This is a genomic window from Bacillus sp. ATD, from assembly GCF_050585765.1.
In the GTDB taxonomy this organism is placed as follows: Bacteria; Bacillota; Bacilli; order Bacillales; family Bacillaceae; genus Bacillus; species Bacillus stercoris.
In genome coordinates this window covers 476,382-490,131 of sequence record NZ_JBOBQH010000001.1, presented here as the reverse complement: position 1 = coordinate 490,131, position 13,750 = coordinate 476,382, and the positions used below count along the sequence as shown (strand labels likewise).

Sequence of the window (13,750 nt, the reverse complement as noted above, 5' to 3'; positions counted from 1 at the left end):
GCCTCCATTGATACAGGTCAGGAGACATCACCTTTCCAAAAACTAGTAGGAATAGTGTTCCGATTTTTTCATTTTCTTTTTGTTTAAAAGAGCGCCTAACAGCTTCGCATTGGATTGTTCCAGTGCATCTTTTGCTTTCAAGACGGTATCGGTTTTTGTTTTTCCGCTTAAAACGACGAGCACGCTGCCGTCTGTCTGATTTGCTAGAATCTGAGCATCGGCAACAGCCAAAAGCGGAGGGGAATCAAAGATGACGAGGCTGAATTGTTCATAGATGTCAGATATTAAATCTCCCATTGCTTTTGAAGACAGCAGTTCAGCCGGATTTGGCGGGGTCGGGCCGCTTGTCAGGATGTATAAGTTATCGATCGGCGTCTTTTGCACCGTCTCACTGAGTGAAGCATTACCGACCAGCACATTTGTCAGCCCGGTTACATTCTCAACCTGAAACGTCTGATTGATGGTCGGCTTTCTTAAATCGGCATCCACCAGCAGTACTTTCTTTTCCTGCTGCTGCGCAAAGACAGCCGCAAGATTCGCTGCACTGAACGATTTACCTTCACCAGGCACAGAGGAGGTGACGAGGATGGATCGCAAGTTGGTCTGGACAGATGAGAACTCAATGTTTGTCCGGATGGTGCGATATTGTTCCGCAACAACTGATTTATTGTGTAAAACAGATATTTGAGCCAAACCTCGCCTTGCTTTCTTTTTTCTAAAGATCACTCGCTTCACTCCCCGAAATGTTTTATCCCGCGATTCCGCCCTTTTTGAACATCAGGAACGGAGCCTAAGCATGGCAATCCGGTTCTCTCGCTGAGCTGCCGTGCGCTTTTGCACGTATCATCGAGAAAATGCAGAAAAAATGCCAGTGTAATGCCGCCCATGACAGCAGCGCCAAGAGCCATGACCATATTTCGCAGCCGGGCCGGCTTGATCATCGGGCTTTCCGAAGCCTTCGCCTCTGATAATATATGTACGCCTTGTACATTCATTCTTTCATCTACTGCTCTTTCAAACTTGTTCACTAATGTGTTCGCAATCTCAGCCGCTTTCGCCGGATCGTGATCCTGGACGGCAACGGTGATAATTTCTGATTCATTTTCACTGCTGGTGATTACTTTTCCTTTCAGCGAGGAAGCCGATTCAGATAGGTGCAATTCCGCCTTGACCTCTTCCATCAAGGCAGTGCTTTTCATAATCGATTGGAACGTGCTGCTATACTGAAGATTTCGCTGGATGTCACTGAGATTCGAGTTTTCTTCACCGTCTGATTCATGAATCAGCACCTGTGTCGACGCCTGATAGGTCGGTGAAATAACCTTAAATTGCACAAAACCCGTAATCAGGGTAACGCCGATTGTGATGAGCAGAATCAGCACGAATCTGTGTCTGACAATCGCATATAATTCTTTAAAACTCATATTCTCATTCATGTATTCATAGCCTTCAGCCTTCCCGCGGCTGGCTTCCCGCGCCCCTTTCTGTTAATGATTGGATTATAAAAGAAAATAGTATTATTTAAAAATTGCAAAATAAGCCAATAAGTTCTCTTTAGAGAACAAAATCATGATTTTCCTCTAATTTACTGCACTTCCCTTATTATTTTAAATTTTATAAAGAACGAATAATTCCTTATAATGAACGAAATAACGACAGGAATAGAGGAGAATTTCACATTATGATTGGAAGAATTATCCGTTTATACCGTAAAAGAAAAGGCTATTCTATTAATCAGCTGGCGGTTGAGTCAGGCGTATCCAAATCCTATTTAAGCAAGATTGAAAGAGGCGTTCACACGAATCCATCCGTTCAATTTTTAAAAAAAGTTTCGGCGACACTTGATGTGGAATTAACAGAATTATTTGACGCAGAAACAATGATGTATGAAAAAATCAGCGGCGGTGAAGAGGAGTGGCGCGTACATTTAGTGCAAGCCGTACAAGCCGGAATGGAAAAGGAAGAATTGTTCACTTTTACGAACAGACTCAAGAAAGAACAGCCTGAAACGGCTTCTTACCGCAACCGTAAACTGACGGAATCCAATATAGAAGAATGGAAAGCGCTGATGGCGGAAGCAAGAGAAATCGGCTTGACTGTCCATGAAGTCAAATCCTTTTTAAAAACGATGGGAAGATGATGATCGGCTAGAGGGCTAACGTTCGCACCTTCAGGGTAAATCTGTTTATAATGGGTGAAAAAGGGAGATGACACAATGACTCATCAAACAGTAACGACTCAATACGGCAAAGTAAAAGGCACAACGGAAAACGGCGTACATATATGGAAAGGCATCCCCTTTGCCAAACCGCCTATCGGACAATTGCGTTTTCAAGCACCTGAGCCGCCTGAAGTGTGGGAAGATGTGCTTGATGCTACAGCCTATGGCCCTGTTTGCCCGCAGCCGACTGATTTGCTTTCACTATCGTATGCTGAACTGCCGCGCCAGTCCGAGGATTGCTTGTATCTCAATGTATTTGCGCCTGACACCCCAAGTCAAAACCTGCCTGTCATGGTGTGGATTCACGGCGGCGCTTTTTATCTGGGAGCGGGCAGTGATCCGTTGTATGACGGATCAAAACTTGTGGCGCAGGGAGAAGTCATTGTCGTTACACTGAACTATCGGCTGGGGCCGTTTGGCTTTTTGCACTTGTCTTCATTTGATGAGGCGTATTCCGATAACCTTGGGCTTTTAGACCAAGCCGCCGCTCTGAAATGGGTGCGGGAGAATATCTCAGCGTTTGGCGGTGATCCCGATAACGTAACAGTATTTGGAGAATCCGCCGGCGGCATGAGCATTGCCGCGCTGCTCGCAATGCCTGCGGCAAAAGGCCTGTTCCAGAAAGCCATCATGGAAAGCGGCGCTTCTCGAACGATGACGAAAGAACAAGCGGCGAGCACCGCGGCAGCCTTGTTACAGATCCTGGGGATTAACGAGAGCCAACTGGATCAATTGCATACGGTTTCTGCAGAAGATTTGCTAAAAGCGGCGGATCAGCTTCGGATCGCAGAAAAAGAGAATATCTTTCATCTGTTTTTCCAGCCCGCCCTTGATCCGAAAACGCTGCCTGCTGAACCAGAAAAAGCAATAGCAGAAGGGGCTGCTGCCGGCATTCCACTATTAATCGGAACAACCCGTGATGAAGGATATTTATTTTTCACCCCTGATTCAGACGTTCATTCTCAGGAAACGCTTGATGCTGCACTCGAGTATTTATTAGGGCAGCCGCTGGCCAAGAAAGCCGCCGATCTGTATCCGCGTTCTCTGGAAAGCCAGATTCACATGATGACTGATTTGTTATTTTGGCGCCCGGCCGTTGCCTATGCATCCGCACAGTCCCACTACGCCCCGGTTTGGATGTACAGGTTCGATTGGCACTCGGAGCAGCCGCCGTACAATAAAGCGTTTCACGCATTAGAGCTTCCTTTTGTCTTTGGAAATCTGGATGGGTTGAAGCGGATGGCAAACGCGGAGGTTACGGATGAGGTGAAACAGCTTTCTCACACGATACAATCAGCATGGATCACGTTCGCTAAAACAGGAAACCCAAGCACCGAAGCTGTGAATTGGCCGGCGTATCACGAGGAAACGAGAGAGACGCTGATTTTTGATTCGGAGATTGTGATCGAAAACGATCCGGATTCTGAAAAAAGGCAGAAATTATTCCCTTCAAAAGGAGAATAAACATGAGGAAAACAGGATATATTGGTGCTGCCATTGTTGTGGCAGCTTGTATCATTATTTTGTCGGCCGTGTTATGTTTACGGGACACAGCCTATTACCAGCCTATGCGCTGGACTGGCATCACACTGTTTTTCACGGGAATTATGATGGTTCCCACATACTCAGCAAAAAGAAAACCCGGAAAAGAGAAGTAAATCTCTTTTCCGGGTTTTGATGTTTCTTATAATTTTCCCGCGCGAATATCGTCTGTCATTCCTTCATAAGGAGCCTTCGAAATCACTTCTTCATTGTCGACTCCCTCATTTTTCAGAAATGTAATTTCCGCAAATTCAGGTACAACGTATTTTGGATACGTTTCATATTTTTCGCGTGATTCTTTCATCAAGTCAATGTGGTCATTTTGGTAGCACACTGTAATTTCAGGATGTTCATGCACCCATTTCGGGAAGAAAATAATGCCGTGCATGCGTTTTTCATTTGGCATAAAGTTTAATGAAACATCCGTGCCAGTCGGCTCTGTCCAAGACACTTTATATACGCCTTCTGTCAGTTTGACAATATTCACTTCCTGATCCCGAACCCAGCGTCCGGCAACCATTCCGCTATGAATTCTATAATCAATTGTATGGTCGTTTTTAATATAAATCTCGTATTCCCAACCGTTTTCATACGTATAAATCATGTGGCTTCCGATAAAGTTGTCCATCTTTCACACTCTCCTTAGTCTTTTACTGTACTTCATAAATGTCTAGTCGAACGTAATCAGGGGTTCTTTCTGCGGAACCGATAAACAAGCGGTCATGCAGCCATTGATAGGCTTCACTGCCTGTTTCAAACGTCGGTACCGTACGAAAATAAACATGCTCCGGATCAATGATTTCCCCGGCTGCCGCTTGTTTTCGAAACGGCTCGCTGACTTGCCGTATTCCATTGTTTTCAATGTAAATCAGTTCATGATCTGCTGTTTCGATTACATACCTGGCAGATAAATCGGTTCTGCCGTCAGCACGAATCATTTGCGAATCGGCGCCGCCCGGCAAAATACGTCCCTTTACTTCCCCGGTTATTGTTCCCGAACGAATCGAAATAAATCGTCTCAGCCCCAGGCCTGTCTCACCAATTGTGATAGGCGGATCAACCTTGATTTCTAAAGAGGCGAATGGTTTTAAAACCGGCTTCTTCAAGAGCACCACCTCACCTTCAGAAAAAAATCATGTAACTATTTACATGTTTAATTTAACACCATTGCAGTTAACTGTCAAACAATAGGAACAAAAAAAACAAGGACTGTTTGAAGACAGTCCTTGTCTGAAGCTAGCTTTGATACGCAAGATATGTGCTGACAGTGCTTTTTGCAAGACAGGCAGAGGAATCTATCATCGGAATCTCACTTTGAAAATGATCTAACACCGCATTTAAATCCGTGCAGGCTGAAATGATGATGTCTGCATGCTGACTGATTTCTTCATATAGCGTCTGCCACAATGCTTGTGTATGCTGCATATGATTTGGCTGTTTGATTGCGGCAATAAGCCGGTTCACAGCGTGCTGCCAATGGTCCTTGTGAACAACTTCTTGTCCATTTGCCTTCAGCCCATTTTGGTAGATGGCGGATTGGATGGTTGGCTCTGTTCCTAACACCACCGCTTTTTTTGCAGGATGCGGAATCTCTTTTAACGTTTCCTCAACGATATGCAACAAAGGAACCGACAATGCCTGCTGAATCTCTTCATAGTAGACATGCGCCGTATTACAAGGAAGCGCAATGAAATCAACGCCTGTTTTCTCGAGCTTTACCGCTCCGTCGATAATCGCTTTTTTCATCTCATCATGGTCAATCGGACGATCTGCATAGAAGGGCGTCGGGCATGAATAGATCATCATGTGCGGATAGTCAATGTCGTTTGAAGCCCCATACAGCTTCTGACAGTAATCAATCACCTTATCGATAAACGGCGAGGTCGATTTCGGCCCCATTCCGGCTAATATTCCGATCATCAAATTCATTCCTTTCTAATTCGTACGGACCGCTTCTTCCTCTGAGCCATCCTCATAGAGGATAAAGCTTTTCGCAGCATCCTCGCCTAACATAAACTCGACTTCAACAGACAATGCTCGCAGAAAGAAACGGGTTTCCGAGGAAGGAAATAACTCCAGTCTCAGCTGTCCGGTGATCTCCAAATAAAGCCGTTCATTCTCGGCTGTCACCCGTGCAGCCGTCCCATCCTGAAGCAAGTAGCTGCCAACATAGCGGCTGTATATCGCCGTATCAATTGCTTTTTTCTTTTTATCAGCAGGACGTTCCGGGACCTCATATGGCTGGCCAAATAGAATATGTTCCGCCGCCTTCAGAATCGCTTGTTCATATTCAGTATCCTCTTCCTTATTACTCAAATAGATCAGCGTTTTACGATGATCGATATATCGGATCATCATCGTCGAATAGCCGGGCCATCCTCCGCTGTGGCTGACAATCCGCCCTTTTTCAGGGCTGTTTTGCAGTACCCAGCCAAACCCATAATCAATTGTTTTTCCACTGTTGAGGCGCACTGGAGAAAACGCGGATTCCTTAGAAGCCTTGCTGATGAATTCGTCCTGGTATAAAGCCTGATCAAAACGAAATAAATCGCTTGTGACAGAGTTCACCGTCCCATCCCCTTGTATGCCATCAAGGTACACAACATAGTTCGTTTCCTCCAGGTCGTCTGGAAGGACGTATGTTTCGGAGTGTACATCATACACATATCCATATGCATAATGATCAATTCGCTCAGGCAAAAGCCTCCTGTTATACACTCTTGTTTCATTCATGCCGATCGGTGAAAAAATACTTGTTTTCATAAAATCCGCATAACTCATGCCAGATGCTTTTTCAATGATAACCGCCAGCAGAACATACCCTGTATTGCTGTACAGCCAGCCTTCATTTGGCTCAAAATAACCGGGCAGCCCCTCATTCATCAGCATATCGACAATATCCTGGTTCACCGCAATCTTGTTTTGATCCCAATTGGCAAAAAACCAACCTATATAATCAGGAAGCCCTGACGTATGGTTCAATAAATGCCGAATCGTTACGCCCTGATACGGAAAGCCAGGCAGCCAGCGCCCCACTTGGTCTTCATAGCTGAGAATCCCCTTCTCCTCCAGCAAGATGATTCCCAAAGCTGTAAAAGGCTTCGACAGAGACGCTAACTCAAACAAAGAGTTGGTTTGCAACGGGCGTTTTTCAGTCATTTCTGCATAACCAAAAGAGTGATGATATAAAATATCACCCTCTTCCGCAGCCAGAACCGTCCCGTTAAACTGTTGTTTTTCGCCTAATGTCTCAAATAACGTCTGAAGATCTGAAGATGCTTTCTTTTATTCTGCTTCATTCCTCCACCTCCCATAGCTTTGTACGTTACCAGGCTATGAACGTTTCAAATATTTTGAAATATCCCTCAGTTAGAGATCCTTTTTAACCGATCACATATACACGCTGTATACTTTTATTGAGTGGAATGAAATCTTGTGCAATTTTCTGAAAGATTATGAAAAGAGCAACTTTATGCCTATGCGACAGAGGCAATAAAAAATGCAGAGAACGAAAAGAAATTGATAGATATTTTAGTTCCTTAGACCTGTAATCTTATAATCCGTTTATGTTTTTCTATCAAACAAAAGAGGAAAATAGACCAGTTGCAATCCAAACGAGAGTCTAATAGAATGAGGTCGAAAAGTAAATCACGCAGGTTTGTTACTGATAAAGCAGGCAAGACCTAAAATGTGTAAAGGGCAAAGTGTATACTTTGGCGTCACCCCTTACATATTTTAGGTCTTTTTTATTGTGCGTAACTGACTTGCCAACTTCAAACAGGAGGGCTGGAAGAAGCAGACCGCTAACACAGTACATACAAAAAGGAGACATGAACGATGAACATCAAAAAGTTTGCAAAACAAGCAACAGTACTAACCTTTACTACTGCACTGCTGGCAGGAGGCGCGACTCAAGCGTTTGCGAAAGAAACAACTCAAAAACCATATAAAGAAACTTACGGCATTTCCCATATTACACGCCATGATATGCTGCAAATCCCTGAACAGCAAAAAAATGAAAAATATCAAGTGCCTGAATTCGATTCGTCCACAATTAAAAACATCTCTTCTGCAAAAGGCCTTGACGTTTGGGACAGCTGGCCATTGCAAAACGCTGACGGCACAGTCGCAAACTATCACGGCTACCACATCGTCTTTGCATTAGCCGGAGATCCTAAAAATGCGGATGACACATCTATCTACATGTTCTATCAAAAAGTCGGCGAAACTTCTATTGACAGCTGGAAAAACGCTGGCCGCGTCTTCAAAGACAGCGACAAATTCGATGCAAATGATTCAATCCTGAAAGAACAAACACAAGAATGGTCTGGCTCAGCGACATTCACATCTGACGGTCACATCCGTTTGTTCTACACTGACTTTTCCGGTACACATTACGGCAAACAAACACTGACAACTGCACAAGTTAACGTATCAACATCAGACAACTCTTTGAACATCAACGGTGTAGAGGATCATAAATCAATCTTTGACGGCGATGGCAAAACGTATCAAAATGTACAGCAGTTCATCGATGAAGGCAACTACAGCTCAGGCGATAACCATACGCTGAGAGATCCTCACTACGTAGAAGATAAAGGCCACAAATACTTAGTATTTGAAGCAAACACTGGAACTGAAGATGGCTACCAAGGCGAAGAATCTTTATTTAACAAAGCATACTATGGCAAAAGCACATCGTTCTTCCGTCAAGAAAGTCAAAAACTTCTGCAAAGTGATAAAAAGCGCACTGCTGAATTAGCTAACGGCGCACTCGGCATGATTGAGCTAAACGATGACTACACACTGAAAAAAGTGATGAAACCGCTGATTGCATCTAACACAGTAACAGATGAAATTGAACGTGCAAACGTCTTTAAAATGAACGGCAAATGGTATCTGTTCACTGACTCCCGCGGATCAAAAATGACAATTGACGGCATCACGTCTAACGATATTTACATGCTTGGCTATGTTTCTAATTCTTTAACTGGCCCATACAAGCCGCTGAACAAAACTGGCCTTGTGTTAAAAATGGATCTTGATCCTAACGATGTAACCTTTACTTACTCACACTTCGCTGTACCTCAAGCGAAAGGAAACAATGTCGTGATTACAAGCTACATGACAAACAGAGGATTCTACGCAGACAAACAATCAACGTTTGCGCCAAGCTTCCTGCTGAACATCAAAGGCAAGAAAACATCTGTTGTGAAAAACAGCATCCTTGAACAAGGACAATTAACAGTTAACTAATAAAAACGCAAAAGAAAATGCCGATATCCTATTGGCATTTTCTTTTATTTCTTATCAACATCATAAAGGTGAATCCCATATGAACTATAAAAAAGCAGGCAAATGGCTAACCGTATTCCTGAGCTTTTTAGGAATATTGCTGTTTATCGACTTATTTCCAAAAGAAGGACATGACCAAAAAACAAAATCAACACAGAAGCCGGACTACCGGGCGGCATATCATTTTACGACGCCGGATAAATGGAAAAATGACCCTCAAAAACCGATCTATTATGATGGCAAGTATCATTATTTCTATCTATATAACCGGGATTACCCAAAAGGCAACGGCACAGAATGGCGCCATGCCGTCTCAGAGGATTTGGTGCACTGGACAGATGAAGGCGTGGCGATTCCGAAATATACAAACCCGGACGGTGATATTTGGACCGGTTCCGTCGTGGTGGATAAAGAGAACACAGCCGGCTTCGGGAAAAATGCGCTTGTCGCGATTGTGACACAGCCCTCAGCCAAAGATAAAAAACAAGAGCAATATTTGTGGTACAGCACAGACAAAGGAAAATCATTCAAATTCTACAGTGGCAACCCCGTTATGCCTAATCCGGGCACAGACGATTTTAGAGATCCGAAAGTGATATGGGATGACCAGGATAACAAATGGGTCATGGTCATGGCTGAAGGATCAAAAATCGGCTTTTATGAATCCGATAATCTTAAGGACTGGCATTACACAAGCGGATTCTTCCCAGAGCAGGCGGGAATGGTCGAATGTCCTGACCTCTACATGATGCGGGCAAGCGACGGAACGAATAAATGGGTTCTCGGTGCGAGCGCGAACGGTAAACCGTGGGGCAAACCAAATACGTACGCCTACTGGACCGGAAGCTTCGACGGAAAAGAATTCACAGCGGATCAGACTGAAGCCCAATGGCTTGACTATGGTTTTGACTGGTACGGCGGTGTGACGTTCGAAGACAGCAAAAGCACAGATCCGTTAGAAAAGCGGTATGCGCTTGCCTGGATGAACAATTGGGATTATGCCAACAACACCCCGACAATGAAGAATGGCTTTAACGGCACAGATTCTGTCATACGCGAACTCCGGCTGCAGGAGCAGGACGGAACATACAGCCTCGTCTCACAGCCGATTGAAGCTTTGGAGCAGCTGACTGTTTCAACTGACAAAATAGAGGATCAGGATGTGAACGGATCAAAAACACTGTCGATAACAGGTGATACGTACCAGCTTGATACGGATCTTTCTTGGTCAGAGCTAAAGAATGCAGGCGTCAGGCTCAGAGAATCAGAAGACCAAAAACGCCATATTGATGTCGGCATTTTCGCTGAAGGCGGCTATGCATATGTCAATAGAGCAGCCACAAATCAGCCTGACAAAAGCAATACCTATGTCGAAAGCAAAGCTCCTTATGATGGAAGCAAACGTAAGGTGCACTTGAAAATACTTGTTGATAAAACAACGATAGAAGTATTTGTTGGCGACGGGAAAACCGTTTTTTCAAATGAAGTCTTCCCAAAGCCTGAAGATAAAGGCATTACCCTTTTTTCTGATGGCGGCACAGCCTCCTTCAAAAATATAACAGTGAAACACTTTGATTCGATTCATAAATAAAAACAGGTGCAGCGCAGGCTGCGCCTGTTTTTTTATTAAGGGCGGTATTCTCTGTAACATATTGGGCATTGTAAGGAATATAAGGCTGGTTTCGAAGGAGGAAGCGAATGTCTAAACAAGGAAATTTTCAGAAATCAATGTCTCTGTTTGATCTGATTTTAATTGGGATGGGAGCCATCTTTGGATCAGCGTGGCTGTTCGCTGTCAGTAATGTCGCTTCAAAAGCTGGGCCCTCCGGCGCTTTTTCCTGGATCCTCGGAGGAGCCATTATTTTGTTAATCGGGCTCGTATATGCAGAGCTCGGAGCCGCTCTGCCCCGTACCGGAGGCATCATTCGATACCCCGTTTATTCACATGGCCACCTTGTCGGCTATTTAATTTCGTTTGTCACGATTGTCGCTTACACAAGCTTGATTTCCATTGAAGTGACCGCTGTGCGCCAGTATGTGGCTTATTGGTTTCCCGGCCTGACCATTAAAGGATCTGATTCACCGACTATTTCCGGCTGGATCTTGCAGTTTGCCTTATTATGCTTGTTTTTCCTGCTGAACTATTGGAGCGTCAAAACCTTCGCTAAGGCGAATTTCATCATATCGATTTTTAAATATATTGTGCCGATTACCATCATTATCGTGCTGATCTTTCATTTTCAGCCGGAGAACTTATCCGTTGAAGGATTTGCACCGTTTGGATTTACAGGTATTCAGGCCGCCATCTCGACAGGCGGTGTGATGTTTGCGTATCTCGGCCTGCATCCGATTGTATCTGTCGCAGGTGAAGTGCAAAATCCAAAGCGTAATATCCCGATCGCTTTAATCATTTGCATCATCGTTTCAACCATCATTTACACTGTCTTGCAGGTCACCTTTATTGGTGCAATTCCGACAGAAACGCTGAAGCATGGCTGGCCGGCAATAGGCCGGGAGTTCTCATTGCCGTTTAAGGATATTGCGGTCATGCTCGGGTTAGGCTGGCTTGCAACGCTTGTCATTTTAGACGCCATTCTGTCTCCCGGGGGAAACGGGAATATTTTTATGAATACGACATCTCGGCTCGTTTACGCCTGGGCGCGCAACGGGACATTATTTGGCATATTCTCAAAAGTCAATAAAGAAACGGGGACACCGCGCGCTTCACTTTGGCTTTCGTTTGCCCTGTCCATTTTCTGGACACTTCCCTTTCCTTCGTGGAACGCGCTCGTCAATGTCTGTTCAGTCGCGCTCATTCTTTCATATGCGATTGCACCTATTTCTTCTGCTGCGCTGAGGGTTAACGCGAAGGACCTAGACAGGCCGTTTTATTTAAAAGGAATGAGCATTATCGGTCCGCTTTCCTTTATATTTACAGCGTTTATCGTGTACTGGTCAGGATGGAGAACAGTCTCCTGGCTGCTCGGTTCACAGCTCGTGATGTTTTTGATCTATCTCTGTTTCAGCAAATATACGCCTAAAGAAGATGTCAGCCTCGCTCAGCAGCTGAAATCAGCCTGGTGGCTTATCGGGTTTTATATTATGATGCTGATCTTTTCCTACATCGGTTCTTTCGGACATGGCTTAGGGATCATCAGCAATCCCATCGACCTCATTTTAGTCGCGATCGGCTCACTGGCGATTTATTACTGGGCCAAGTATACGGGGCTCCCAAAAGCCGCCATTGATTATGATAAATAAAGAAGCAAGAGGTTTTCTTGCTTCTTTATTCTTTACAAACATACATACACGCGATAAAATGAATGAGAGTCAGTCATTTCTAGGAGGTGTTCCTCTTGCCAAAACAAACATCGGGCAAATATGAAAAAATTCTGCAAGCAGCCATAGAAGTCATTTCTGAAAAAGGCCTGGATAAGGCTTCTATTTCTGATATTGTCAAAAAGGCCGGCACTGCACAAGGAACATTCTATTTATATTTCTCATCTAAAAATGCCCTCATACCGGCTATCGCAGAAAATCTTCTCACCCATACACTTGATCAAATCAAAGGCAGGCTGCATGGGGACGAGGATTTTTGGACCGTTTTAGATATATTAATTGATGAGACATTTCTCATTACGGAACGCCATAAGGATATTATTGTCCTCTGTTATTCCGGGCTTGCGATCGACCACTCCATGGAAAAATGGGAAACGATCTATCAGCCTTATTATTCCTGGCTTGAAAAAATCATCAATAAGGCCATTGCAAACCATGAGATAACGGAAGGAATCAATTCAAAATGGACGGCCAGAACGATTATCAACTTGGTCGAGAACACTGCGGAACGATTCTATATCGGATTTGAACAAGATGAAAATGTTGAAGTGTATAAAAAAGAAATCTTTACTTTCTTAAAACGAAGTTTAGGTACTGCTTAAAAAATGACTGGGTAACACCGCTCATTTTTTAACGCCCTAAAAATGACTGACGTTCATTCATAAATTAGAGAGGTGTTTCATTTGAATTGGGTTCTTGTTTTGATTGCAGGACTTTTAGAAGTTGTTTGGGCCTCTTCCCTCAAACATGCCGATTCGCTTTTGGATTGGGTCATCATTTTTATCTTGATCGCGATCAGCTTTCTCCTGTTGATCCGCTCTTATCGAAAAATCCCCATGGCCGCCGCGTACACTGTGTTTGTCGGAATCGGAACCGTCGGAACATATATGACCGGAATTGTTCTGGGCGAATCCTTCTCAGCAGCCCAGATGTTCTTTTTAGCTTTGTTGCTGGCTGGCATTTTAGGAATGAAATTATTTACGAAAGAAAACAAATCTCAGCCGGGAGGTGAACAATAATGGCATGGTTTTTATTAGTGATTGCCGGCATAGAAGAAATTATAGCTGCCGTTGCCATGAAATATATTGATGGGACAAGAAAAAAATGGCCGATCATTGTGATGACGCTTGGATTCGGCTTATCCTTTTACTGCCTGTCCCAAGCGATGATCGTCCTGCCTGCCGGAGTCGCTTATGCCGTCTGGACCGGCATTGGCAGCATTGGCGTTTCGGCGGTCGGGCTCATTTGGTTTAAGGAGCGGTTTCAGCTCTCACAGGTGATTTCTCTTTGCCTTATCCTAGCCGGCGTTATCGGCTTGCGTCTTACGTCTTCTTCATAAAATAAAGGCATATA

General features: G+C 44.2%; 14 protein-coding genes and 1 pseudogene. 9 read left to right on the top strand and 6 right to left on the bottom strand.

Annotation, left to right across the window (positions count from 1 at the left end):
• Positions 1-42: 42 nt before the first annotated feature.
• The gene (gene epsB, locus ACQXR1_RS02460) at positions 43-726 is read right to left on the bottom strand and encodes a protein tyrosine kinase EpsB (protein WP_040081747.1); all 684 of its coding nucleotides are present in this window, start codon (positions 724-726) and stop codon (positions 43-45) included.
• Positions 727-731: 5 nt separating this feature from the next.
• A complete protein-coding gene (locus ACQXR1_RS02455; protein WP_014665456.1) occupies positions 732-1,436 on the bottom strand; it encodes a YveK family protein in 705 nt (234 codons plus the stop codon).
• A gap of 245 nt (positions 1,437-1,681) precedes the next feature.
• Between ACQXR1_RS02455 and slrR the strand changes: the two genes are divergently transcribed.
• The 3 genes from slrR (at position 1,682) to ACQXR1_RS02440 (ending at position 3,879) form a co-directional block, all read left to right on the top strand.
• Positions 1,682-2,140 (top strand): HTH-type transcriptional regulator SlrR, encoded by a 459-nt coding sequence (gene slrR, locus ACQXR1_RS02450; RefSeq protein ID WP_014665457.1) that lies wholly within the window; start codon positions 1,682-1,684, stop codon positions 2,138-2,140.
• A gap of 75 nt (positions 2,141-2,215) precedes the next feature.
• Positions 2,216-3,685, top strand: a complete 1,470-nt coding sequence (locus ACQXR1_RS02445) for a carboxylesterase/lipase family protein (RefSeq protein ID WP_430771671.1) — start codon at positions 2,216-2,218, stop codon at positions 3,683-3,685.
• A gap of 2 nt (positions 3,686-3,687) precedes the next feature.
• Positions 3,688-3,879: a hypothetical protein gene (locus ACQXR1_RS02440; protein WP_069150361.1), complete on the top strand. Its 192-nt coding sequence runs from the start codon at positions 3,688-3,690 to the stop codon at positions 3,877-3,879.
• Between the two features lie 26 nt (positions 3,880-3,905).
• Here the strand turns inward: ACQXR1_RS02440 and padC are convergent, their stop codons facing one another.
• The 4 genes and pseudogenes from padC to ACQXR1_RS02420 form a co-directional block, all read right to left on the bottom strand.
• The gene (gene padC / locus ACQXR1_RS02435) at positions 3,906-4,391 is read right to left on the bottom strand and encodes a phenolic acid decarboxylase (protein ID WP_147772559.1); all 486 of its coding nucleotides are present in this window, start codon (positions 4,389-4,391) and stop codon (positions 3,906-3,908) included.
• Positions 4,392-4,413: 22 nt separating this feature from the next.
• Positions 4,414-4,869: a DUF3237 domain-containing protein gene (locus tag ACQXR1_RS02430; protein ID WP_418656877.1), complete on the bottom strand. Its 456-nt coding sequence runs from the start codon at positions 4,867-4,869 to the stop codon at positions 4,414-4,416.
• A 130-nt stretch (positions 4,870-4,999) separates the two neighbouring features.
• Positions 5,000-5,683, bottom strand: a complete 684-nt coding sequence (gene racX / locus ACQXR1_RS02425; RefSeq protein ID WP_430771670.1) for a broad specificity amino-acid racemase RacX — start codon at positions 5,681-5,683, stop codon at positions 5,000-5,002.
• Positions 5,684-5,698: 15 nt separating this feature from the next.
• Positions 5,699-7,062 (bottom strand): annotated as a pseudogene (locus ACQXR1_RS02420) (serine hydrolase).
• A gap of 538 nt (positions 7,063-7,600) precedes the next feature.
• Here ACQXR1_RS02420 and sacB point away from each other — a divergent pair.
• The 6 genes from sacB to ACQXR1_RS02390 all read left to right on the top strand — a co-directional run bounded on the left by sacB (position 7,601) and on the right by ACQXR1_RS02390 (position 13,736).
• Positions 7,601-9,019 carry a levansucrase gene (sacB, locus tag ACQXR1_RS02415; protein ID WP_040081740.1) on the top strand — a complete coding sequence of 473 codons (1,419 nt, stop codon included), beginning with the start codon at positions 7,601-7,603 and terminating at the stop codon, positions 9,017-9,019.
• 79 nt (positions 9,020-9,098) lie between these two features.
• Positions 9,099-10,649 carry a 2,6-beta-fructan 6-levanbiohydrolase gene (gene levB, locus ACQXR1_RS02410; protein ID WP_430771669.1) on the top strand — a complete coding sequence of 517 codons (1,551 nt, stop codon included), beginning with the start codon at positions 9,099-9,101 and terminating at the stop codon, positions 10,647-10,649.
• Positions 10,650-10,756: 107 nt separating this feature from the next.
• Positions 10,757-12,319: an aspartate/proton symporter AspP gene (gene aspP / locus ACQXR1_RS02405; protein ID WP_103031046.1), complete on the top strand. Its 1,563-nt coding sequence runs from the start codon at positions 10,757-10,759 to the stop codon at positions 12,317-12,319.
• Between the two features lie 95 nt (positions 12,320-12,414).
• Complete coding sequence (locus ACQXR1_RS02400; RefSeq protein ID WP_014665467.1) at positions 12,415-12,999, top strand: TetR family transcriptional regulator; 585 nt, start codon at positions 12,415-12,417, stop codon at positions 12,997-12,999.
• An 81-nt stretch (positions 13,000-13,080) separates the two neighbouring features.
• The gene (locus tag ACQXR1_RS02395) at positions 13,081-13,416 is read left to right on the top strand and encodes a DMT family transporter (RefSeq protein ID WP_069150366.1); all 336 of its coding nucleotides are present in this window, start codon (positions 13,081-13,083) and stop codon (positions 13,414-13,416) included.
• The gene (locus ACQXR1_RS02390; protein WP_069150367.1) at positions 13,416-13,736 is read left to right on the top strand and encodes a DMT family transporter; all 321 of its coding nucleotides are present in this window, start codon (positions 13,416-13,418) and stop codon (positions 13,734-13,736) included. Before ACQXR1_RS02395 ends, ACQXR1_RS02390 begins: the two co-directional genes overlap by 1 nt.
• The last annotated feature ends 14 nt before the right edge of the window (positions 13,737-13,750 follow it).

What these genes read in the sequence shown, in the direction of transcription:
- aspP (WP_103031046.1), top strand. Translation starts at nt 10,757, where the DNA reads ATGTCTAAACAAGGAAATTTTCAGAAATCAATGTCTCTGTTTGATCTG.
- ACQXR1_RS02455 (WP_014665456.1), bottom strand. Translation starts at nt 1,436, where the DNA reads ATGAATGAGAATATGAGTTTTAAAGAATTATATGCGATTGTCAGACAC.
- slrR (WP_014665457.1), top strand. Translation starts at nt 1,682, where the DNA reads ATGATTGGAAGAATTATCCGTTTATACCGTAAAAGAAAAGGCTATTCT.
- padC (WP_147772559.1), bottom strand. Translation starts at nt 4,391, where the DNA reads ATGGACAACTTTATCGGAAGCCACATGATTTATACGTATGAAAACGGT.
- racX (WP_430771670.1), bottom strand. Translation starts at nt 5,683, where the DNA reads ATGATCGGAATATTAGCCGGAATGGGGCCGAAATCGACCTCGCCGTTT.
- ACQXR1_RS02390 (WP_069150367.1), top strand. Translation starts at nt 13,416, where the DNA reads ATGGCATGGTTTTTATTAGTGATTGCCGGCATAGAAGAAATTATAGCT.
- sacB (WP_040081740.1), top strand. Translation starts at nt 7,601, where the DNA reads ATGAACATCAAAAAGTTTGCAAAACAAGCAACAGTACTAACCTTTACT.
- levB (WP_430771669.1), top strand. Translation starts at nt 9,099, where the DNA reads ATGAACTATAAAAAAGCAGGCAAATGGCTAACCGTATTCCTGAGCTTT.
- ACQXR1_RS02445 (WP_430771671.1), top strand. Translation starts at nt 2,216, where the DNA reads ATGACTCATCAAACAGTAACGACTCAATACGGCAAAGTAAAAGGCACA.
- ACQXR1_RS02440 (WP_069150361.1), top strand. Translation starts at nt 3,688, where the DNA reads ATGAGGAAAACAGGATATATTGGTGCTGCCATTGTTGTGGCAGCTTGT.